The 22171-nt window shown below is 72.0% G+C and carries 16 protein-coding genes and 1 pseudogene; 14 read left to right on the forward strand and 3 right to left on the reverse strand.

Annotation, left to right across the window (positions count from 1 at the left end):
- Nucleotides 1-4 precede the first annotated feature (4 nt).
- Nucleotides 5-346, forward strand: coding sequence for an acetyl-CoA synthetase (locus ABZ396_RS26075; RefSeq protein ID WP_358926547.1), 342 nt, complete (start codon nt 5-7; stop codon nt 344-346).
- Nucleotides 347-389: 43 nt separating this feature from the next.
- On the opposite strand, the gene ABZ396_RS26080 is transcribed toward ABZ396_RS26075, so the two are convergent.
- Nucleotides 390-3035 carry a glycosyl hydrolase gene (locus tag ABZ396_RS26080; RefSeq protein WP_358926546.1) on the reverse strand — a complete coding sequence of 882 codons (2646 nt, stop codon included), beginning with the start codon at nt 3033-3035 and terminating at the stop codon, nt 390-392.
- Between the two features lie 457 nt (nt 3036-3492).
- Between ABZ396_RS26080 and ABZ396_RS26085 the strand changes: the two genes are divergently transcribed.
- The 13 genes and pseudogenes from ABZ396_RS26085 to ABZ396_RS26145 all read left to right on the forward strand — a co-directional run bounded on the left by ABZ396_RS26085 (nt 3493) and on the right by ABZ396_RS26145 (nt 18817).
- The gene (locus tag ABZ396_RS26085; RefSeq protein WP_358926555.1) at nt 3493-5607 is read left to right on the forward strand and encodes a glycoside hydrolase family 27 protein; all 2115 of its coding nucleotides are present in this window, start codon (nt 3493-3495) and stop codon (nt 5605-5607) included.
- A 14-nt stretch (nt 5608-5621) separates the two neighbouring features.
- Nucleotides 5622-6911, forward strand: coding sequence for an extracellular solute-binding protein (locus ABZ396_RS26090; protein ID WP_358926545.1), 1290 nt, complete (start codon nt 5622-5624; stop codon nt 6909-6911).
- Between the two features lies 1 nt (nt 6912).
- Nucleotides 6913-7851: a sugar ABC transporter permease gene (locus ABZ396_RS26095; protein WP_359186049.1), complete on the forward strand. Its 939-nt coding sequence runs from the start codon at nt 6913-6915 to the stop codon at nt 7849-7851.
- Complete coding sequence (locus ABZ396_RS26100; RefSeq protein WP_358926543.1) at nt 7851-8699, forward strand: carbohydrate ABC transporter permease; 849 nt, start codon at nt 7851-7853, stop codon at nt 8697-8699. The genes ABZ396_RS26095 and ABZ396_RS26100 overlap by 1 nt, the downstream gene beginning before the upstream one ends.
- Nucleotides 8696-10741, forward strand: a complete 2046-nt coding sequence (locus tag ABZ396_RS26105; RefSeq protein ID WP_358926542.1) for an alpha-galactosidase — start codon at nt 8696-8698, stop codon at nt 10739-10741. The genes ABZ396_RS26100 and ABZ396_RS26105 overlap by 4 nt, the downstream gene beginning before the upstream one ends.
- A gap of 40 nt (nt 10742-10781) precedes the next feature.
- Nucleotides 10782-11555 (forward strand): SDR family oxidoreductase, encoded by a 774-nt coding sequence (locus tag ABZ396_RS26110; RefSeq protein WP_358926541.1) that lies wholly within the window; start codon nt 10782-10784, stop codon nt 11553-11555.
- A 40-nt stretch (nt 11556-11595) separates the two neighbouring features.
- Nucleotides 11596-12339: a FadR/GntR family transcriptional regulator gene (locus ABZ396_RS26115; protein WP_358926540.1), complete on the forward strand. Its 744-nt coding sequence runs from the start codon at nt 11596-11598 to the stop codon at nt 12337-12339.
- Nucleotides 12336-13481, forward strand: a complete 1146-nt coding sequence (dgoD, locus tag ABZ396_RS26120; RefSeq protein WP_358926539.1) for a galactonate dehydratase — start codon at nt 12336-12338, stop codon at nt 13479-13481. The genes ABZ396_RS26115 and dgoD overlap by 4 nt, the downstream gene beginning before the upstream one ends.
- Entirely contained in the window at nt 13478-14287 is an 810-nt protein-coding gene (locus ABZ396_RS26125) for a hypothetical protein (RefSeq protein WP_358926538.1), read from the forward strand. The genes dgoD and ABZ396_RS26125 overlap by 4 nt, the downstream gene beginning before the upstream one ends.
- A gap of 53 nt (nt 14288-14340) precedes the next feature.
- On the forward strand, nt 14341-14976 hold the full coding sequence (locus ABZ396_RS26130) for a bifunctional 4-hydroxy-2-oxoglutarate aldolase/2-dehydro-3-deoxy-phosphogluconate aldolase (protein WP_359186056.1): 636 nt from the start codon (nt 14341-14343) through the stop codon (nt 14974-14976).
- Entirely contained in the window at nt 14973-15971 is a 999-nt protein-coding gene (locus ABZ396_RS26135) for a sugar kinase (RefSeq protein ID WP_358924425.1), read from the forward strand. Before ABZ396_RS26130 ends, ABZ396_RS26135 begins: the two co-directional genes overlap by 4 nt.
- A 261-nt stretch (nt 15972-16232) precedes the next feature.
- The gene (locus ABZ396_RS26140) at nt 16233-18050 is read left to right on the forward strand and encodes an ABC transporter ATP-binding protein (RefSeq protein WP_358924423.1); all 1818 of its coding nucleotides are present in this window, start codon (nt 16233-16235) and stop codon (nt 18048-18050) included.
- 161 nt (nt 18051-18211) lie between these two features.
- Nucleotides 18212-18817, forward strand: a pseudogene (locus ABZ396_RS26145) (NUDIX domain-containing protein).
- A gap of 11 nt (nt 18818-18828) precedes the next feature.
- Here ABZ396_RS26145 and ABZ396_RS26150 read toward each other — a convergent pair.
- Complete coding sequence (locus tag ABZ396_RS26150) at nt 18829-20841, reverse strand: beta-galactosidase (protein ID WP_358924422.1); 2013 nt, start codon at nt 20839-20841, stop codon at nt 18829-18831.
- Complete coding sequence (locus ABZ396_RS26155) at nt 20838-22160, reverse strand: glycoside hydrolase family 36 protein (RefSeq protein WP_358924420.1); 1323 nt, start codon at nt 22158-22160, stop codon at nt 20838-20840. Before ABZ396_RS26155 ends, ABZ396_RS26150 begins: the two co-directional genes overlap by 4 nt.
- Nucleotides 22161-22171: the final 11 nt, after the last annotated feature.

Raw genomic sequence — 22171 nt, forward strand, 5'->3', positions numbered from 1 at the left:
GCCGGTGGGCTGCGCCGCGGGCCGCACCGACGTCACCGTCGCCCCCGGTGGTGCGGTCGAGCAGCGGCTGTGCGTGCGGCCCGGGACGGTGCTCACCCTCGTCCTGCGACCCCGTGCTGACGACAAGCGGTGGACGGCGGTGCACAGTTCAGCGCCCGCCTTCGTGCTGCCGTCCGGATGGCACGTGGACGCGGACGGCACCGCCCGCGCCACCCTGCGGTGCGCGACAGTACGGCCAGGTGCGGCCGAGGTCAGTGTGACGGCGAAGGCTCCGGACGTGGGCGGTGCGGCCCGCCCGGTGTTCACTCTGCACGTGAGCGTGGTGCCGTATCCGGCGCAGGGGTGACCCCGAAGGACGGGGTCACCCCTGTATCACCCCTTTGGGAGGGTCAGTCGCAGTCGCGCACCTTGATGGTGTAGATGCCGCGGCCGTGGGTGGCCGCGTACAGCGTGCTGCCGTCGGGGCTCAGCTTCAGCTGGAGCACGGCGACGGCCGGGAGCGAGCCGACGCGCTGCCACGTGGTACGGCCCGGCGCCCGGTAGACGACGCCCAGATCGGTCGCGACGGCGAGGCCGCCGTTGGGCGTGACGACAGCGGAGTCGGTCGGCACGTCGGGGAGGTTCCCCGAGATGTCCTTCCAGGTGGTGCCGCCGTCCTTCGACTCGAAGACGTGGCCGACGCCGGCGCCGGGACCTTCGGTCCAGTGCCGGGAGAAGCCGTTGACCGCGAGGTAGACGTGGTCGGCGTTCTTCGGGTCGATGCCGAAGCCGCTGAGATAGCGGTTCGGCACGGTCCCGTCCACCGGCAGGGTGACGTCGTGCCAGCCGGTGCCGTCCGCGTTCCCGACGGAGATACCGCGGGCGAAGCCCTGGTTGTTGCAGGGGCCGCACCAGGCCGCGTAAACCTTGCCGCCCGAGGCCGCGACGGCGGTCGCCGTGCGGCCGGGGCCCAGGTCGTACACGCTCTTCCACTCGTCGCCACTGCGGATGGCGTAGCCGTGGGTCTGGACCCACACATGGCGGCCGCCCGCGACCCAGGTCGAGCTGCTCTTCAGGTCGGCCGCGAGCGGGGCGATGAAGCGGGCCTCGCCGGTGGCGTTGTCGGCCGGGGCCACGTTGTACGAGGTGATCTTGCTGGGGTCGGTGATCCAGGAGCCGTCGTTGACGGCGCAGTTCTGGGTCACCTGGATCGCCAGGTAGACGTACTCCTCGGCGATGTTGCAGCCGTTGGCCGGGTCCGTGAGCGTGTCGCCGCCGTCGCCGCCGAAGTTGGAGCCCATCACGGTGTCCTTGCCGCGCAGGATGGACTGGCCGTTGTCCTGGAGGCCGCCGGTGACGGAGACACCGCCGTAGGTGAGGTCCTTGCCGATGCCCACCGAGTAGTACTGGAGGGTGTCGATGGTGCCGTCGTTGAGGGACGTCCAGTCGGTGGCGTGGCCGGAGGAGTCCTGGGCGCCGCCGACCGGTCGCCTGTAGACGCCGCCGTCATTGCCGACGTACACGTAGCTCTTGCCGTGGTAGCTGCCGATCGCCACGCCGTGCTGGTCGGGGTGGGTGGTCTGGCTGCAGTCACCGCTCTGCTTGGCGGGGTCGATGCTCCAGCAGGGGAAGCCGAAGTTCCAGTACGGGCCGACGGCCGACCAGGTGCTGCCGCCGTCCTTCGTCTCGTGGACCTCTTCCAGGCCCGCGTACACGTGCTGCGGGTTGTTCGGGTCGACGGTGAGGAACTGGTTGTACCAGGCCTGCACGCCGGGCATGTAGCCGCTGGAGGTCAGCGCCGAGCCGTCGGCGGCCAGGCCCTTGTAGTCCGCGATCTGCGTCCAAGGCCCGGTGGGGGAACCGGACTTGGAGACGTAGACGCCCTCCAGGCCGCTGTCCGGGTTGGTGTTGAGCTGTTCCGGCGACTGGTCGATGGCGTAGTAGCGGGAGCCGTCGGCGGAGCGGGCGAAGGTGACGTTGCCGACGTTGGCCGCGTCGGCGGGCAGGTCGCCGAGGCCGCTGGTGATCCGGGTCCAGGTGCCGTCGGAGCCCTTGGAGAAGAAGCCGTTGTAGTCGTCACCGCTGCGCCAGCCGACCGCGAGCACGACCTTGCCCGGGTCCTTCGGGTCGATCGCGATGTCGTTGGCGATGTTCTTGTACGGCGCGCTGGGGTCGTTCGCCAGTGGGCCGCCCGGCAGGTAGTCCGGGTTGGGGGCGTACTCCAGCTTCCAGGCGCCTGTGAGGGTCTTCGTGGAGTGGCTCCACACGCCCTCGCTGGTCGCCGCCCACACCTTGCTGCCGCCGAAGCGCAGTGCGTGAATGGTGGTCGACTCCAGTTCGGCGCCGCCGACCCGGCTGCGGGCGGCGAAGGTGCCGTGGTGCGGGTCGGACAGGACGTAGACGCCGCTGCCGAGGTAGGCGTCCGCGTTGGTGGTCGCCTCGCCGGTGCCCAGCCACAGCCGTCCGGCCCCGTCGAGCGCGAGGGCACCGGTGGACTGCGAGGACAGCCGGTCGCTGATGGGCTGCCAGTGTCCGCCGCCGGTGCGCGAGCGCCACACGCCGCCGCCGGCACTGCCCGCGTACACGTACCCGGCGTCATCGGCGGCCATCGCGGCCATCCGGCCGGTGACGTTGCCCGAGCCGCCGCTGGAGTTGGAGTCGTAGTCGCGGTATCGCGGGTCGTCGGAGTTGTAGGGCAGGCCGGTGATGTGTTTCCAACTGCCGCCGGTGGAACGAAGCTTGGTGAGGTTGCTCCAGGCGGCACCGTACGCGCCCGGTGCCACGGCCCCCGGCGAGGTGCGGGCTTCCGCGTACTGGTCCGCGCCCTCCGCTATCTCGTCGGCCTCGTTGCCGCCGTCGCCGTTCTTTCCGGCCGCGTTGGGGCTGAGCGCCCCCACCGACTGCTGGCGTGCCTTCGCGACTTGCGCGAGTGCGCGGGCCCCGAAGGGGCTGCCGCTCCCTCCGGACGCGGCTCCCGCGGGTATCGCGACGAGAGCGGCGGACACTGTGATGGCGCAGATCGTGAACCATCGTCTCTTACGGGTTGGTGCTGACACCAAGACCTCCCACACGGGCAGTTCGTACAGCCGTCGCAGGAGACCCGATCACGGGCGCGGGCGAGGGGCCCGAGGCTTGGCCAAGTCTTTGTCAAGCACCTGCCACCTCAGGCGCCCCGCTCGTGTCTGTGCCCTTGCTGTGACGGGCACTTGCTGTGACGGCGGGCGTACGGCGAGAAACTGGCCTCGGGAGGGCTACGAGGCCGTGACCGGGGCACGTTGGGGCCCTCGACCTGCGCGGCCGGCCGAGGCTCCCGCCGGCCTGCGCGGCCGGCGGAGGCTCCTGCCGCCGGAGACGATCCCGGACGCCGAGGTGTTCTGATATTAAATTAGTAATTAATCTTGACGTGGTATCGGCCACGGGCCACAGTCTTCGCCGTGACGTCGTAGGCCTCTGCCGCGGAGCGGCCGGCGTCTCGTTCTCCTGCTTCCCACTCCCCGGGAGACGCACGTGACTTTGCACCCGCCCGTACACAGCACCCGGCACCGCCGGTTCACCCGGGCCGCCCTCGCGGCCGCGATCACGGCGGTCCTGGCCGTCACCGTGGCCCCCGACGCCGTCGCCGGGACAGCCGTCGACCAGGGCGCGCCCGACTACTACGACAGCGGCCTCGCGCCGACTCCCTACATGGGATGGAACACCTACTACGGCTTGGGCGCGCCCACCGAGAAGGAGGTGCGCTCCGTCGCCGACAGGCTGGTCAGCAGCGGTCTGCGCGACAGCGGATACGACATCGTGTGGCTGGACGGCGGCTGGCAGGCCGACACCCCCCGTGACACACAAGGGTGGTTGACGGCCAACCCGGACCGCTTCCCTTCCGGCATCCCGGCCCTCGTCACCTACCTGCACAAGCGCGGACTGCGGGCCGGCATCTACACCGACGCGGGCGCCTACGACGGCGGCAGGAGCTGCGGCCTGGGCAGCCGCGGCTACTACGACCAGGACGCACGGCAGTTCGCGAGCTGGAAGATCGACGCGATCAAGGTCGACTTCCTCTGCGGGATCGGCGCGAAGCTCGATCCGGGGCCCGCCTTCAAGGATTTCAGCGACGCGGTCGCCAAGTCCGGCCGCAGGATGCTGCTCAACCTCTGCAATCCGCTCACCGACGACTGGGGCCTGCAACACACCCCCGAGCAGGACGCCCACAACACCTACGTCCACGCCCCGACGATCGCCGACTCCTGGCGCACCGGCACCGACATCGCCTGGGGCACCCCGAGCCCCGGCCAGTGGCCCAACGTGCTGCGCAACATGGACGCCAACGCCTGGCACCCCGAGGCACAGGGCCCCGGCCACTACAACGACCCGGACTACCTCATCCCCATGCGCCGTATGGCCGAAGGGTCGTACGAGCTCACTCAGGAGGAGTCCACCAGCCAGTTCGTGATGTGGGCCGAGATGGGCTCGCCGCTGGTGCTCGGCTCAGACCCGCGTACGCTGTCCGACCCGATGATCACCACCCTGCGCAATCCGGAGATCATCGCCGTCGACCAGGACCCCCTCGCCGTCCAGGGCGTACGGGTGGCCACCGACTCGGTCGGTGACGTCTACAGCAAGGTACTGCGGGGGCACGGACAGCGCGCGGTCGTCCTGCTCAACCGGTCCGACCAACCTGCCCAGCGCACCGTGGAGTTCGCCGACACGGGCCTCGGTGGCCCGGTGCGCGTCCGTGACCTGCGCGCACGTGCCGATCGGGGCACGCACACCGGGTCGTACGCCGTCGAGGTCCCCGCGCACGGCACCGCGTTCCTGAGGCTCACCGGCGCCGACGCCCTGCCGGGCACCGACCTGGGTGTGACGGCCACGGCGAGCCCGACCGTGGTGAGCGGCGGCGCCACGTTCTTCCGGGGGCTGAACGGCTCTCTCGTCGAGAAGGCGGACGGGAGGGCGCGGGACCTCGGCGGCCCCGTACGGCGCGGGATCCTCGGCCAGCCCGCCGTACACGCCTCCGCCGACGGCCGAGTCGACGTCTTCGTACGCGGCGCCGACTCCCGGGCGTACCGGAGGGTCTACGCCGACGGCCGCTGGGGTCGCTGGCAGTCCCTGGGCGGGGAGTTGACCGACGCCCCGTCCGTCGCCTTCACCGACCCCGCGCACTGGACGCTGTTCGCACGCGGCACCGACGGCACGGTCGTACAGCGCGGGCCGGTGTCCGGCTGGTCCTCGCTCGGCGCGCCCGGTGACCGGCAGGTGTACGGCCGCCCGTCCGCCGTCGTCGATGCGCAGGGCCGCCTCCATGTCGCCGTACGCACCGCCGCGGACGACGTGTGGACGCGGACCCGGGACACCTCGGGGCAGTGGTCGGCGTGGACGTCCCTCGGCGGGACCGTCAGCGGCAGCCCGACCCTGGTCGCCGCCGGGGACACGGTGCTGCTGTACGCGCGTGCCGCCGACTACACGCTGTGGCAGCAGCGGTACGCCGACGGCGCCTGGCAGGGCTGGAGCAAACGGCAGGAGTTCCCGAGCGCGGCCTTCGACGGTGCGCTCGGCGCGGTCGCCGGCCCGGACGGAAGCGTCGACGCGGTGTTCCGCGGAGTCGACGGCCACGTGTACCGCACCCGACTCAAGTGACTGAGGAATCAACCATGGCCAACCAACAGCCCAGCCGACGCCGGTTCCTCGCCGGACTCGGGGCCGCCGGGACAGCGGCACTGCTCAGCGCCTGCGTCACCGACACATCCTCCAGCAAGGGCTCCTCCAAGGGTGCGGTCACCCTCCAGTCCAACCTGTCCGCCCCGCAGGCCAAGGCCGCGATGGAGGACCTGGTCGCGGCGTACGGGAAGAAGGGGTCCGGCGAGGCCGGTCTCAACACGGTCGCCGCCGAGACCTTCCGCACCCAGCTGCCGACCTACCTCACCTCGGCCAACCCGCCCGACGTGTACACCTGGTACCCCGGCTCGGTGGCGGACGCCTACGCGAAGAAGAACCTGCTGCTCGACCTCGACGAGGTGTGGAGCTCCTCGCCCGACCTCAAGCGCTACTCCAAGGCGCTGAACTCGCTGTGCACCGCGAGTTCCGGCAAGAAGGTCTTCGTGCCCAACACCTACTACTGGTGGGGCATGTTCTACCGGAAGTCCCAGTTCGCCAAGTGGGGCGTGAGCGAGCCCACCAGCTGGGACGGCTTCCTCGCCCTGTGCGACAAGCTCAAGAGCAAGGGCGTCGCCCCGATCGGACTCGGCGCGGGCGGCAACACCCCCTGGGTGGCCTCGGCCTGGTTCGACTACCTGGACATCCGGATCAACGGCGCCCAGTACCACCGTGAACTCCTCGCCGGGAAGCACCGGTTCGACGACCCCGAGGTGCGCAAGGTCTTCGACCGCTGGCAGGAGGTGCTGCCGTACTTCGACCCGAACGGCACCGCCCTCGCCTTCCAGGACGCGACGACCGCCCTGCTGAACGGCAAGACCGGCATGATGCTCATCGGAACCTTCTTCGCCGACTCGGCGCCCAAGAGCGCCCTGGACGACATCGACTTCTTCCGCTTCCCCGTCATCGACTCCAAGGTGCCGCTCGCCGAAGAGGCCCCGGTGGACGGCTACTTCGCCAGCGCCCGCACCGGCCGCCGGGACCAGGTCTTCGACCTGATGAAGTACCTCGCCACCGCCGAGGCCCAGGAGATCTACATCAAGGGCTCCTCCGGCACCGTCCTGCCCTGCAACCCGGACGCCAAGGACGCCGGGACCGCGTTGGTGAAGAAGGGGCGTGCGCACGTCGACGCGGCCGCCGAGATCACCCAGTTCTTCAACCGGGACTCCAGCGACGCCCTCCAGCCCACCGCGGACACCGCGCTCACCAAGTTCTTCGCCAAGCCCAAGTCGATCGGGAGCATCCTGACCGACTGGCAGCGGGACGCCGAGAAGATCTGGAACGCCTGAGATGGCCGTCCTGACCGCACCCGACCGGACATCCCCGGCCCGCCCGCCCGTAAAGGGCGGGCGGGCGGCCCGGGGACCCCGGCGCACCCCGCCCCTGGTCCTCGCCTTCGTCCTGGTCCCGCTCCTCGCCGAGGCCGTGTGGGTGTTCTGGCCCGCCCTGCAGGGCTTCTACCTCGCCCTCACCAAGTGGGACGGCGTCTCCCCGCCACGGTTCATCGGCCTGGGCAACTTCCGGGAGATGGCCCACGACGAGGTGTTCCGCAGCGCGGCCGGCCACACCGTGCTGTGGCTGGTCCTCTTCGGCGGCCTGTCCGCCGTGCTGGGCCTGGCCGCCGCGCTGCTGCTCCAGCAGGAGCGGCGCGCAGTCGGCTTCTACCGGGCCGCGCTGTTCCTGCCCGTGGTCTTCTCCCTGGTCGCCACCGCCCTCGTCTGGCAGGCGATCTACCAGCCCGACGGCGTCCTCAACCAGTTGTTGCAGGGCGTGGGCCTCGGCAGCCTCCGGCACGCCTGGCTCGCCGACCAGGACACCGCCCTGTACGCGGTGATCGTGCCCGCGCTGTGGCGGCAGATCGGCTACGTCATGGTCCTCTACCTCGCCGGCCTCAAGGGCATCGACCCGGCGCTCTACGAAGCCGCCAAGGTCGACGGCGCCGGCGCCCTGCAACGTTTCCGGCACGTGACACTGCCCCAACTGCGCAGTGTCAACGCGGTCGTGCTGTCGGTCATCGTCATCGACTCGCTGCGCTCCTTCGACGTCGTCTGGTCGCTCACCCGCGGCGGCCCCTACCACTCGTCCGAACTGCTGAGCACCTACATGTACTCGACCGCCTTCCAGTCGCTGCGACTCGGCTACGGCTCCGCCCTGGCCGTCGTCATCTTCGTCCTCGCCTTCGGGGTCATCGCCTCCTATCTCGTCCGCGCGTTCCGGGAGGCCGACTGATGTCCGCCGACTCGACGGCACTGCGCCGCAGGCGGGCCGCCACCGCCGGATTCCACCTGGGCGCCGGTGCGCTGTCCGTGCTGTGGCTGCTGCCGATCGCCCTGGTCCTGGTCACCAGCCTGCGCAGCTTCGACGACATCGCCGCCCATGGGCTGGGCAGTTGGCCGCACTCCTTCACCCTCGGCAACTTCGGGCAGGCCTGGACCGACGGCGGCCAGCAGCGCGCCCTGATCAACAGCCTGCTGGTGACGGTCCCCTGTGTCCTGGTGACCCTCGCCCTCGCCGCGATGGCCGCGTTCGCCCTCAGCCGCTACGAACTCCCCTTCCGGCGCTCCCTGTTGCTGCTCATGCTCGGCGGCAACCTGCTCCCGCCGCAGATCCTGCTCATCCCGGTGTCCAAGCTGAGCGAGCTGCTGGGCCTCTACGACACCCTTCCCGCGCTCATCGGCGTGCAGATCGGCTTCGGCGTCGGCTTCTACGTCTTCGTCCTGCACGGGTTCATGCGGTCGATCCCGGTCGAGATCCAGCAGGCGGCGGTCGTCGACGGCGCCGGGCCGTGGCAGATCTTCTGGCGGATCATCCTCCCGCTGACCCGCCCCGCCCTGGCCGCCCTCAGCGCCCTGTCCTTCACCTGGATCTTCAACGACCTGCTCTGGGCGATCACCGTCCTGCGCAGCGACACCAAGATGCCGATCACCGCCGCCCTCATCGGACTCCAGGGCCAGTACGTGTCGATGTGGAACGTGATCGCCGCCGGTTCGGTCATCGCCGCCGCGCCGACGGTCGCCGTGTTCCTGCGCTTCCAGCGGCACTTCGTGGCCGGACTCAACCTGGGAGCGGTCAAGTGACGTACAGGCGCTGGACCTTGCGCACGGAGAACGCCTCCTACACCGTCCGTCTCTCCCCGGACGGCCCGTGGGCCGAGCTCGACGCCTGGGGCCCGCTCGGCGTCGAGGACGGCCCGTCCGCCCTCGACTGGTCCCACCGCACCCACTTCATCACGCCCGCCGACGCGGCCCCGGCCGAGTACCTGCCGTACGGGCTGCGGCCGTTCACCGGATCCGAGCTGGTGGCCGGCGCGGGGCGGGGCGTGTGGTGGGAGTTCGACGGCGCGGAGGAGGCGCAGGGCGTGCTGCGGCTCGCCTTCACGGACGAGACGACCGGACTGCGGACGGTCCTCTGCTACGAGACCGTGCCGGGCACCGATGTGATCCTCCGCTGGGCCGAGTTCACCGCCACCGGGGAACTCCGCCTGGAGCGGCTCGACTCGGCCGCCGTGAACATCCCGGTGGCCGGCGCGGCCAGGCTGACGTACCTCTGCGGGCAGTGGTCGCAGGAGTTCCAGCTCACTCAACTCGACCTCAGCAGAGGCACCTTCAGCATCGGCAGCCTCCAGGGCGCCCCCGGACACGCGTACGCGCCCTGGCTGGCCGTGCAGAGTGAGGACGCGACGTACGGCATCGCCCTCGCATGGCCCGGCAACTGGCACATCACGGCCGAGGCCGAACCCGGCGGCGCCGTAAGGGTCCGCGCCGGACGGGTCCCGCACGAGGGCGCCGTCCACCTGGCCCCGGGGGAGACCCTCACGACCCCCCGTCTCGCCTGCGCGTTCAGCCCGGACGGACTCGACGGCCTGTCCCGGGTCTGGCACCGCTACGAGCGCCACCTCACCCCCGACCGGCTGCACCGCCCCCGCAAGGTGCTCTACAACTCCTGGGAGGCCACCGGCTTCCACGTCGACGCGGCCGGGCAGCTGGAGCTGGCGAAGGCCGCCGCGGACATCGGGGCCGAGCTGTTCGTCGTGGACGACGGCTGGTTCACCGGCCGTACCGACGACACCGGGGGACTGGGCGACTGGTATCCGGACCCGGAGGCGTTCCCGCAGGGCTTCGACCGGTTCGTGCGGGAGGTCCGCGCCCTCGGCCTGGACTTCGGGCTGTGGGTCGAGCCGGAGGCGGTCAGCCCCGGCAGCCGGCTCCACGCCGAACACCCCGAGTGGGTCTACCGCATCGACGGCCGCCCCTCCCGTCTGGTCCGCAACCAGCTGCTCCTCGACCTGGGCCGGGCCGACGTCCAGGAGTTCGTCATCGGCACCCTCGACCGGCTGCTCGGCGACTACGACATCGGCTATCTGAAGTGGGACATGAACCGCCCGCCCACCGAGCGCGGCCGCCCCGGTGCCGGCCCCGCCGACCTGGACGCCGAGCACGTCGCCGGATACCTGCGCGTCCTCGACCACCTGCGCGCCGCCCACCCGGACGTCACCGTCGAGGGCTGCGCCGGCGGCGGTGGGCGGATCGAGCACGCCACCCTCGCCCGCACCGACGTCGTCTGGCCCAGCGACAACACCGCGCCCCTGGACCGGCTGCGCATCCAGCACGGCTTTCTGCACGCGCACGCCCCGCACCTGATGAGCTCCTGGGTCACCGACGCCCCCGGAATCCTCGACCCGCGGCCGCGCAGCCTCGCCTTCCGCTTCGTCAACGCGATGTGCGGGGTCCTGGGGGTCGGCGCCGACCTGCGCGCCTGGACACCCGGGCAGCGGGCCGAGGCCGCCCGCTGGATCGCCCGCTACAAGGAGGTCCGGGACGTAGTCCACCACGGCGAGGCCCGGCTGCTCGGCACCCCGGACGACACCACCTGCGGCGTGCAGTACGACCGCGGTGACCGTACCGTCGTCGCCGCGCTCGGCACCGGCCGCCTCGACGGCGCACCGCTGCTGCCCGGCCGCCCCGACCGGCTCCGGCTGCGGGGCCTGGACCCGGCGGCGCGCTACCGGGACACGGCGATGGGAACGACGTACAGCGGAGCCCATCTGCTCCACTACGGCCTGCCGTTCACCTGGAGCGCCGACCACGATGCGGACCTGGTGGTGCTGACCCGCCGGTAGGACGCATATGTTTCCAGCAGCTCACCCTCTAAGGAGCCCGATGGACCAGTCCGTACGACGGTACGGTGCCCGCTTCACCGGCCGTACCGCCGTGGTGACCGGAGCCGCCTCCGGCATCGGAGCCGCCACCGCCGAACGCCTCGCCCGGGAGGAGGCCGCCGTCGTACTCGTCGACATCGCGGACGAACGCGGGCAGGCGGTGGTGGACGGGATCACCAAGGACGGCGGCCACGCCCGGTATGTGCACGCAGACGTCGCCGCCGAGGACGACTGGGCCCGCATCGTCACCGCCGCCCACGACTACGGCCCGGTCGACGTGCTCATCAGCAACGCCTACACCGTCGACGTCGCACCGGCGCACGAACTGTCGCCCGAGTCCTGGCAGCGGCAGCTCGCCGTCAACCTCACCGCGAGCTTCCTCGGCTTCAAGGCCGTCCTGCCCGACCTGCGCGCCCACCGAGGGGCCGTGGCGCTCACCTCGTCGGTGCACGCCCACGCGGGCATCCCCGGACACCCCGCCTACGCCGCGGCCAAGGGCGCACTGCTGTCCCTGTGCGGGCAGCTCGCCGTCGAGTACGGGCCCGAGGTGCGCGTCAACGCGGTGTTGCCCGGGCCGATCCTGACCGGCGCCTGGGACGGGGTGACGCCCGCGGAGCGGGAGCGCAGCATCGCCCAGACGGCCGTCCGCCGGTTCGGCACGCCCGAGGAGGTGGCCGCGGCGATCGCGTTCCTCTGCGCCGACGAAGCCTCCTACATCACCGGGTCCAGGCTGGTCGTGGACGGCGGCTGGAGTGTCGTGAAGGACTCCGTGTGAGGACCGCCGAACCACGTCGTGAACAGAAAGGCTGTACGACATGACGCCCTACGCCCGCCGCGGTGTGCACGGCCAGACCGTGGAGGCCCTGGCGCGCCGCATCCTGGGCGGCGAGATCCCGGAAGGGGCCACGCTCGACCTGGTGGCGCTGCAGAGCGAACTCGACGTCAGCCTCACCGCCCTGCGCGAGTCCCTCAAGGTGCTCGCCGCCAAGGGCATGGTCGACGCCCGCCAGAAACGCGGCACCTTCGTGCGGGCCCGCGCGGACTGGAACCTGCTCGACGCCGATGTGCTGCGCTGGCAGTTCGAGGGCGGCCGTACGGCCGGCGCCGACCGGTCGCTGCTGCACAACCTCGCCGAGGTCCGGGCGATCATCGAACCGGCCGCCGTCCGGCTCGCCGCCGAGCGCCGCACCGAGGCCGACCTCGTGGCTCTGGAGGACGCCCTGGACACCATGGGGCGGCACGACGCCGCCGACCCGGGCCACGCCGTGGACGCCGACCTCGCCTTCCACCGCGCCCTGCTGGCCGCCACCCACAACGAACTCCTCGAACGCATGGAGATGGTGATCGAGTCGGGGCTGGCCCACCGCGACCGCATCGTGCACAGCTCCCCGCACAGCGAGCCCCCCGTCCCCGCCCACCGCGCCGTCCTGGACGCCGTCCGCGACGGCGACCCGGAGGCGGCCGAGCGTGCCATGCGTGCCCTGCTCGACCAGGCGGGCCGCGACCTGGCCCGGCTCGACGGCACCGACGACGACCCGAAAGGCAGCGGCGGCCAGTGAAGATCGACCGAATAGAGACCTTCCTCGTCCCGCCACGCTGGCTGTTCTGCCGCGTCGAGACCGACGACGGGGTTGTGGGATGGGGGGAACCCGTCGTCGAGGGCCGCGCCGAGGTCGTGCGCGCGGCCATCGAGGTCCTCGCCGAGTACCTGGTGGGGCAGGACCCGCTGCGCATCCAGGACCACTGGCAGGTACTCACCAAGGGCGGCTTCTACCGGGGCGGTCCCGTCCTGTCCAGCGCCGTCGCCGGACTCGACCAGGCGCTGTGGGACATCGCGGGCAAGACCTACGGCGCGCCCGTCCACGCCCTGCTCGGCGGTCCGGTACGCGACCGGGTCCGGGTCTACGCCTGGGTCGGCGGCGACGAACCGGCCCAGCTCACCGAACAGGTCGCGGCCCAGGTGGAGGCGGGCTTCACCGCCGTGAAGATGAACGCGGCCGGGGCCACCTCGCCGATCACCACGGCGTCGGAGACTGCGGCAGTGGTAGCCCGGGTGACGGCCGCCCGGGACGCCCTCGGCCCCGACCGCGATGTCGCCGTCGACTTCCACGGCCGCTTCACCGCCGCGAGCGCCCGCCGCGTCCTGGCCGAACTCGCGCCCCTGCACCCGCTGTTCGTGGAGGAACCCGTCGTCCCCGAGCAGGGCCACCTGCTGCCAGGGCTGGTCACGGCGAGCCCGGTACCGCTGGCCACCGGTGAACGCCTGTACTCGCGGGCCGAGTTCCTGCCCGTCCTCGCCGCCGGCATCGCGGTGGCCCAGCCGGACCTCTCCCACGCGGGCGGCATCTCCGAGGTGCACCGCATCGCCTCGCTCGCGGAGACCTACGGCGCACAGCTCGCCCCGCACTGCCCGCTCGGGCCCATCGCGCTGGCCGCGAGCCTCCAAGTCGCCTTCGCCACACCGAACTTCCTCATCCAGGAGCAGAGCCGGGGAATCCACTACAACAAGGACGCCGACCTCCTCTCCTACCTCGTCGATCCCGAACCCTTCCGGTTCGTGGCCGGGCACGCGCAGCGCGGTGACGCCCCCGGGCTCGGCATCACCGTCGACGAGACGGCCGTACGCGCGGCCGACCGCGCGGGCCACAGCTGGCGCAACCCGGTGTGGCGGCATACCGACGGCTCCTTCGCGGAGTGGTGACGGACGTCGTGACCGACCTCGCACACGGCGGCCGCTGGACCTCGCTGCGACACGGCGGGCGCGAATGGCTGTGGCGGCGCGACAGCCCCGCACGCGACGGCGTGGCACCGGGCGACGCGTTCGTGGACGCGGGGGGACTGGAGGAGTGCGTCCCCACCGTGCGCGGCACCCCCGATCATGGGGACGCCTGGTCCCGGGCCTGGACCCGGGAGGGGGACGGCGAGAGCGTCCGCTGCGAACGCTTCGCCCTGACGCGCACGCTGAGCGGTACGGCCGACGGCGTCGAGGCCGACTACGTGCTGACGGCCGAGCCGGGCTTCCGCTTCCTCTGGGCCGCCCACGCGCTGCTGGACCTCTCGGAGGAGGCCGTGGTGAAGGCTCGGGACGGAGCGCCGACCCGGCTGTTCCCGGAGGCGGCGCCCCTGGTGAGCCGTCCCTGGCCGGACGGCGCCCGCTGGCTGGAAGGCGTCTGGCCCACGCCGCTGGGGCTGCGTCTCGACCGGTTCGGACCGGACGACGGGACGGCTGCCGGGGCCGTGGTGGCGGGCGGCCGGTGCTGTGTGCACGACGGCGGGGACCGGCTCGCCCTCGCCGTCGAGGCGGAGGGGCAGCCGCTGTCCGTCGCCCTGTGGCGCAACCTCGGCGGCTTCCCGGCCGGCCGGCCCTACCGCAGTACGGGCGTGGAGCCCATGCTCGGCCGTGTCTTCGACCTCGCCGACGCGGGCCCGGACGACGCGGCCCGCGTCGGCGCATCGGGCGAGGTCCGCTGGCGGCTCACCGTGACCGCCGCCTGCCACTGCCCCTGAGCCGGCGACCGACGCCGTCCTGAGACACCCGAACCGTAGAAGGAGCCCTTGCCGTGGATCTGCGAGCCGCCCTCACCTCCCGCCGTCTGCTCGCCATCGTGCGCGGTGCCGACCCGGACGCCGCCCTGCGCACCGTGCTGACCCTGGCCGAGGAGGGCATCGAACTGATCGAGGTGTCACTCAGCGGCACGGACGCGCTCACCGTCCTCGCCCGGGCCCGCAAGGAGCTGGGGCCCGACCGGCCGCTGGGCGCCGGCACGGTGCTGACCGCCGCCGACGCACGGGCCGCCCACCTGGCGGGTGCCACCTTCGCGGTCACCCCCGGCCTCGGCGCCGGCGTCGACACCGCGCTGCAGCTCGGCATGCCGGTCCTGGCGGGCGTGCTGACCCCGACCGACGTCATCGCCGCGCAGGCCCGAGGCGCGGCCGCGCTGAAGCTCTTTCCAGCCGCCGAGGCCGGGGGAGCGGCGTATCTGAAGGCGTTGCGCGGCCCGTTCCCCGACGCGGTGCTCGTCCCGGTGGGCGGTGTCGACGTCGCCGCCGCCCGGGCCTACCTGGCCGCCGGGGCGACCGCCGTCGGCGTCGGCTCACCCCTGGTCGGCGACGCGGCCGACGGCGGCGGCATCGCCGACCTGCGCGACCGGGCCCGGGAGTTCCTTGCCGCCGTAGAGGAGGACGGACGGGCATGACGGCTCCCTGGCGGCCGGCGCCGGGACGCGTCGTCTGCGTCGGCGAGACCATGGCGGCCCTGGCCCCCGACCCGCCCTGCCCGCTGGCGGAGGCCGAGCGGCTGCGTCTGTCCACAGCGGGCGCGGAGTCCAACGTGGCCATGTACCTCGCGGACCACGGCATCCCGGCCGTCTGGCTCTCGGCCGTCGGCGACGATCCGCTGGGACACCGGGTGCGCGCGGCGGTCGCCGCCGCCGGGGTCGACGTCACACATGTGCGCACCGACCCGCACCGGCCCACGGGCCTCCTCGTCAAGAACCCCGGCCCCACCGGAACCCGTGTCCACTACTACCGCACGGGTTCGGCGGCCTCGGCCCTGGGCCCCGGCCTGCTGGACGGCGAACCGCTGCGCTCCGCCGCCCTCCTGCACCTCACCGGCATCACCCCCGCCCTCTCCCCGTCGTGCCGCGACCTGGTGACCCGCGCCCTCGCCGCGCCCGGCACCGAACGGCCGTACGCCATCAGCTTCGACGTCAACCACCGCGCCGCCCTGTGGCCGGACGGCACCGCACCGGGGGCCCTGTGGGCCCTCGCCGACCGGGCCGACATCGTGCTCGTGGGCCTCGACGAGGCACAGCAGCTGTGGGGCGATGACCTGACCGTCACCGGCCTGCGCGACCTGTTGCCCGGTCCGCGGATCCTCGTCGTCAAGGACGGCGCCCGGGCCGCTACGGCCGTCACCGCGAACGGCGCCTGCACGGTACCCGCGCTGCGTACGACGGTGACGGAACCCGTCGGGGCGGGCGACGCGTTCGCGGCCGGCTTCCTGGCCGGGCTGCTGCGCGGCGAGACGACGGCTATGGCCCTGCGGCTCGGCCACATCACCGCGGTCTCCGCGCTCAAGGTGACGGGGGATCACGGCCCGTTGCCCGACGCGGCGGAGATCGAGCGGCTCCTCGGCCTCGCGGACGCGGACTGGGAGCGGTACGAGGACCGGGGTGCCGCGGGCGACTAGGCACCGGCCGTCGCGGCGAACCTGTCGGCGCTGTCGTCGCCCAGCGCAGCGGCGGCGCCCCTCCCGGACGTCGACAACCGGAGCATCCGGATACGGCCCCCGGTCGACCGTGTGTTCGCACAGTAGCCGCCGTCCGGAAAACACATGGACTCCGAGACCGCCGTCGCGTCACACTTCCCTTTCCTGACCTGCCGATTCCGGGCCACCGCGGACATGCGGCGGCCGACTCGGCATGCCGTGCGACGACTACACAGGGTCGAGATGACATCCTCAGTCGATTTACCGGCGACCGGACCGCGCAAGGGCGCGGTACTGCTCGCGCTTCGTTACTACGGACGGGAACTGGCCCGGCTCAAGTGGCTCACGCTGCCCGCGATGCTGCTGCCGGCACTCGGCAACATCGGAATCAACTACCTGGCACCGCTGGTCGTGGCCAAGCTGGTCGGCCGGATCGCCGACGGCCACGGTCTCGGCCTCGGTGCCACACTGCCGTACGTCCTCGGCTTCGCCGGTGTCCTGCTGCTGGCGGAGACGCTATGGAGGTTCGGTCTGCACGCCCTGAACCGCCTGGACGCCCTCGGTATCGAACAGCTGTACGTCGTCGGCATGGACGAACTGTTCGCGAAGGACGCCGCGTTCTTCCACGACAACTTCGCGGGCTCGCTCACCAAGCGGGTGCTGAGCTTCGCCACCCGCTTCGAGGAGTTCGGCGACACGCTCACCTTCAACATCGTGGGCAGCTTCGTGCCGCTGGCGTTCGGGTCGGTGGTGCTGTGGCGCTACCAGCCGCTGCTCGTCGTCGCGCTCCTGGCGATGATCGCGGTGACGGCGGTGTGCGTGCTGCCGCTGATCCGCCGCCGGCAGCGGCTGGTCGACCAGCGTGAGGAGGCGATCGCCCGGGTGTCGGGGCATGTCGCCGACAGCCTGATGAACATGGACACGGTCCGGGCGTTCGCCGCCGAGGGGCGGGAGGCCGCCGAACACCGGTCCCGGGTGGCCGAGTCCAGGCGGCGCACCCTGCGCTCCTGGGACTACGGCAACCTGCGCATCGACACGTTCGTCGCGCCGATGTCCGTCGCGACCAACGCGCTGGGTCTGCTGCTCGCGGTGGCGCTGGCCGGCGGCGGGCACAGTGTGGAGGCGGTCGTGGTCGCCTTCACCTACTACACCAACGCGACCCGGATCATGTTCGAGTTCAACCAGATCTACCGGCGCATCGAGAGCTCCATGACGGAGGCGGCCCAGTTCACCGAACTGCTCCTGGAACCGCCGACCGTGCTCGACCCGGTGACCCCGGAACCCCTCGCGCCCCGGGCCGCCGACGTCCGCTTCGAGAAGGTCTCCTTCACCCACTCGGGCGCCAAACCGCTGTTCGAAGGGCTTGAGCTGGACGTGCCCAGCGGTTCCAAGTTCGGGTTCGTCGGCCGGTCGGGTGGCGGCAAGACCACGCTCACCCGGCTGCTGCTGCGGATGACCGACATCGACGCCGGACGGATCACGATCGGCGGCCAGGACATCAGCCGGCTGCGCCAGTCCGACCTGCGCAGCCAGATCGCCTATGTGCCGCAGGACCCGGCGATGTTCCACCGCACCCTGCGGGACAACATCGCCTTCGCCCGGCCGGACGCCACCGACGCCGAGATCCGGCTCGCCGCCGAGGCGGCCCACGTCACGGAGTTCGCCGACGCGCTGCCGCACGGCTTCGCCACGATGGTCGGCGAGCGTGGCATCAAGCTCTCCGGCGGCCAGCGCCAGCGGGTCGCCCTCGCCCGGGCGATCCTGCGGGACGCCCCGATCCTGCTCCTGGACGAGGCGACCAGCGCGCTGGACTCCGAGAGCGAGATGCTCGTCCAGGAGGCGCTGTGGCGGCTCATGGAGGGTCGCACAGCCCTGGTGGTGGCGCACCGGCTGAGCACGGTCGCCTCCATGGACCGGCTCGTGGTCCTCGACCGCGGCCGGATCGTCGAGCAGGGCTCGCACCACGAACTGCTCGCCGCCGAAGGCGCCTACGCCAAGCTGTGGGAGCACCAGTCGGGCGGCTTCCTCGACGAGGGGCCGGCGCGGGCCGAAGTGCACTAGTGCCGCAACAGGCACTGGCGAGACGCCTGCCGGACACGGGCGGGTGGTAGACAGGTGATCATGAGTGACCTGAACGCCCCCCGTCCGCCCGGCCGGCGCCCGATGACCGCCGGGGCCGGACCCCCGACTGCCGGGGCCGCACCGGACTCGACCGCACGGGCCTGGACCTGACCGGCAACCCGCGCGTGAAGGTCCGCGAGGTCAAACTGCTGTCCAGCCACTGGTATGTCGAGCAGGCCACCACCTTCGACTACCAGCACGCCGACGGCACCTGACACAGCGAGGGAACGCGAGACCCACGACCGCGGCAACGGCGCCACCCTCCTCCTCTACGACGCCGCACGCGAAACCGTCCTGCTCACCGCCAGTTCCGGTTCCCTGTGTACGTCAACGGCCACTCCGACGGCATGCTGATCGAGACCCCGGCGGGCCTCCTGGACGCCGAGGACGAGCACCCGGAGCACGCGGTCCGCCGGGAGGCCGTCGAAGAGGCCGGCCACACGGTCGGCGACGTCCAGCACGTCTTCGACGTCTATATGAGCTCCGGCTCGGTGACCGAACGGATCTCCTTCTACGCGGCCGCCTACGGCCCCTCCACCCGCACCCACGAGGGCGGCGGCCTGGAGGAGGAGGGCGAGGACATCGAGATCCTCGAACTCCCCTTCCGCCGGGCCCTGCAGATGATCCGCACCGGCGAGATCGCCGACGCGAAGACCATCATGCTGCTCCAGTGGGCAGCGCTGGAGGGCCCGTTCGCGTCCAGTTGACGGTGACCGCGCTACGCGCGCCGCCGCGGCTCCCGTACGACCGCGATCTCGCCCGGCGCCACGACAACCGGCCCGTCGACCGCCTTCCCGGACAGCAACTCCACGGCTCCGGGGGTCACCGGAACCTCGGCCCCCTTCCCGGCATGGTCGATCACGAACACGTAGTCCGCATCATCACCCCGCCGCACCACCACCTCGACACCGGCCGGAGCAGTCCGTCCCGCCGCCACACCGGCCTCCGCCCGGATCCGCTCCAGCAGCCCCGCCAGCGTCTGCGCATCCGGCAGCGTCGCCACATACCAAGCCGTGCCCGAGCCGTACCCGTGCCGTGTCACCGCCGGCACCCCGGCCAACACCCCGTCGGCGTACGACGCGACGGCGCTCGCTCCCTCCAGCCGCACCCGCTCCGACCACAGCGCCCCGGAGCCGCCGTCGCTCAGCTGCACCCGCTGATCCGGCAGCAACGGGAACAGCTCGTCCGTGCGCACGCCCAGGGCCTCCCGGAACGCACCCGGGTAACCACCCAGCCGCACATGGCAGTTCTCGTCCACCGCGCCGCTTTGGAAGCCGACGGCGAGCGTGCCGCCGCCCTCCGCGAAGGCCGTCAGGTTCGCGGCGCCCGCGTCGTCCACGAGGTACAGGGTCGGGGCCAGTACCACCTTGTACGCCGACAGATCCGCGTCCGGCCGGACGAAGTCCACGGCCACACCCGCCCGCCACAGCGGCTCGTACCAGGACCGGACGACGTCCAGGTAGCGCAGCTCGCCGCTCGGCTGGGACGGCAGCTCCACCGCCCAGCGGGCGTCCCAGTCCCAGACGACGGCCACCTCGGCGGTGCCGGTGCTGCCCCGCACCTCGGCCAGCGCCCGCAGATCCGCACCCAGTCGCACCACGTCGCGCCAGATCTGGCTGTCGGTGCCCGCATGGGGCAGCATCGCCGAGTGCCACTGCTCGGCGCCGGCCTTCGCCGCCCGCCACTGGAAGTAGCAGATGCCGTCCGCGCCGTGCGCCACATGAGCGAGTGCGTTGCGGCGCAACTCCCCTGGATTCTTCGCCCGGTTGACGGGCTGCCAGTTCACCGCGCCCGTCGAGTGCTCCATCAGCAGCCACGGCCCGCCCGCCAGCGAACGCATCACGTCACCGCTCAGGGCGATGTCGATCTCCGACTCGGGATCGGCGGACATCAGATAGTGGTCGTTGGCCACCACGTCCAGCTCCGGTGCCCAGCGCCAGTAGTCGAGGGCGTCGAAGTTGTGCATCACCATGAAGTTGGTGGTGGCGGGGATCGAGGGGGCCGCCTCCCGGAGCACGTCACGCTCCGCCTTGTACAGCGACAGCAACTCGTCCGAACAGAAGCGCCGCCAGTCCAGCTGGTGCGTCGGGTTGGGTACGGCACCGGTCGCACGGGGCGGCAGGATCTCGTCCCAGTCGTAGTACCACTGGCTCCAGAAGGCGGTGCCCCAGGCGTGGTTGAGGGCGGCCAGGTCGTCGCCGTACCGGGCCCGCAGCCAGACGCGAAACGCGGCCGCACTGGTGTCGCAGTAGCAGGCCGCGTTGTGGCAGCCGTACTCGTTGTGGACGTGCCACATCTTCACGGCCGGGTGGCTCGCGTACCGCTCGGCGAGCGCGCCCGCGATCCTGAGCGCGGCCTCGCGGTAGGCGGGGCTGCTCGGGCAGAACGTCTGGCGGCTGCCGTACGACAGGGTGCGGCCGTCGTGGTCCTCCGGGAGCGCCTCCGGGTGGGCGCGGAAGAACCAGGCCGGCGGGGCGGCCGTGGGGGTGGCGAGGTCGGCGGCGATGCCGTTCGCGTGGAGGAGATCGAGGATCCTGTCCATGCGTGAGAAGTCGTAGACACCCTCGGACGGCTCCATCAGCGCCCACGAGAAGATGCCGACGCTGACCATGTTGACGCCCGCCTCGCGCATCAGACGGACGTCCTCGGCCCACACCTCCTCGGGCCACTGTTCGGGGTTGTAGTCGCCGCCGTAGGCGATGCCCGGGACGGAGAGGGTGCGGTCGGTCATCGGTTTACTCCGGTTGCTCCGGTGAGAAGGCGGCGGGTCGTCTCCACGCCCCACGGGTCGAGGGAGAGCAGCCGGTCGCTGGAGGCGACCAGACCGCCGACGCTCTCCACATGAGCCGCCCACCGCGCGCGGGTCTCCACGGCAGGGCGGGCCATCAGGCAGTCGGGGTCGTTGATCCAGAGCCGGCCGTGCTGCCACTGGCGGCCGACGCCAGTGAACTCGGCCGGGTCCTGGCCGGGTTGGCTGTAGTCACCGGCCGCGGGACGGCGGTGGGGGGCCGTGTCGGGGCTGACCCGCATCGCGTCGAACAGGCCGACGGAGGGGAGGACCGGCGCACCGCAGCCCAGCAGATAGGCGTCCGCGCCGATCGCCTCGCGGATCAGGGCGATGCCGAGCCGGTAAGCCGTCAGCGCGTCCGCGCCCGAGTGGCGTACGCCGTCCAGGGCGCCCGCGTAGAGGAAGTCGACCTTGAAGTAGTCGTAGCCCTCGGCGCGCAGTGTCGCGAAGACGTCGGTGAGGTAGGCCGCGGCGCCGGGGTGGGTGGTGTCCAGGACGTACAGGTCGTGACCCCAGTTGCGGCCCGCGTGCAGCGGGTTGCAGTCGGGGTCGCGGACCAGCCAGTCCGGGTACGTCTCTGCGAGGGCGCTCGCCGGGTCGACCAGGAAGGGCGCCGTCCAGATGCCCGCCCGGCGGCCCCGGGCGCGGATGGCGTCCGCGATGCCCCGCCGGGAGCGGAAGCGGCCGGAGAGGTTCAGCCAGTCGCCCAGGGCGCTCTGGTAGCCGTCGTCGATCTGCACCACGTCGATCGGCAGGTCGAGGGTGTCCATGGCGCGCAGGTTCTCGTGGATGTCGTCCTCGGTGACGGCCGTGAAGTACTCGTACCAGGAGCACCAGACGGTGGGCGCCGGGCGGGGCGTGGGCAGGGCCAGGGAGCCGGCCCAGTCGGCCAGCACGGACTGGATGTCCGCGCCGGTCCACTCCTTGACCGGGCCGTCGGCCTCGACCGACGCGACTCCGGTATCCACCGAAAGCCGGACCGACGGCACCTCGTGCAGCGGATCCGTCGCCGCCCAGAGCCGGACCGGGGAGCCGTCGCCCGGGTCGAGCGCCAGCAGGCCCTCGCCCTGGAAGGCCCCGGCGGGCACACCGCGGCCGGGGCGGTAACACACGGTCGCCCAGTTGTGGTTCGTGGGGCGGTGCGGGGCCGCGCCGAGGGCGTAGGAGCCGCTCGGCGACCAGGACTGCCAGCCCTCCTCGTGGACACGGGCGGTGCGCGTGTCCACGGGCAGGGAGGCGACCGGGGTGAACGGGTTGTGCACGGGGTTCTCTT

Source organism: Streptomyces sp. NPDC005866 (assembly GCF_040629895.1).
Taxonomy (GTDB): domain Bacteria; phylum Actinomycetota; class Actinomycetes; order Streptomycetales; family Streptomycetaceae; genus Streptomyces.

Bases quoted from the DNA above. Each gene is read 5' to 3' on its own strand.
- ABZ396_RS26135 (WP_358924425.1), top strand. From the start codon at position 14,973: ATGACGGCTCCCTGGCGGCCGGCGCCGGGACGCGTCGTCTGCGTCGGC.
- ABZ396_RS26090 (WP_358926545.1), top strand. From the start codon at position 5,622: ATGGCCAACCAACAGCCCAGCCGACGCCGGTTCCTCGCCGGACTCGGG.
- ABZ396_RS26095 (WP_359186049.1), top strand. From the start codon at position 6,913: ATGGCCGTCCTGACCGCACCCGACCGGACATCCCCGGCCCGCCCGCCC.
- ABZ396_RS26140 (WP_358924423.1), top strand. From the start codon at position 16,233: ATGACATCCTCAGTCGATTTACCGGCGACCGGACCGCGCAAGGGCGCG.
- ABZ396_RS26110 (WP_358926541.1), top strand. From the start codon at position 10,782: ATGGACCAGTCCGTACGACGGTACGGTGCCCGCTTCACCGGCCGTACC.
- ABZ396_RS26100 (WP_358926543.1), top strand. From the start codon at position 7,851: ATGTCCGCCGACTCGACGGCACTGCGCCGCAGGCGGGCCGCCACCGCC.
- ABZ396_RS26115 (WP_358926540.1), top strand. From the start codon at position 11,596: ATGACGCCCTACGCCCGCCGCGGTGTGCACGGCCAGACCGTGGAGGCC.
- ABZ396_RS26150 (WP_358924422.1), bottom strand. From the start codon at position 20,841: ATGACCGACCGCACCCTCTCCGTCCCGGGCATCGCCTACGGCGGCGAC.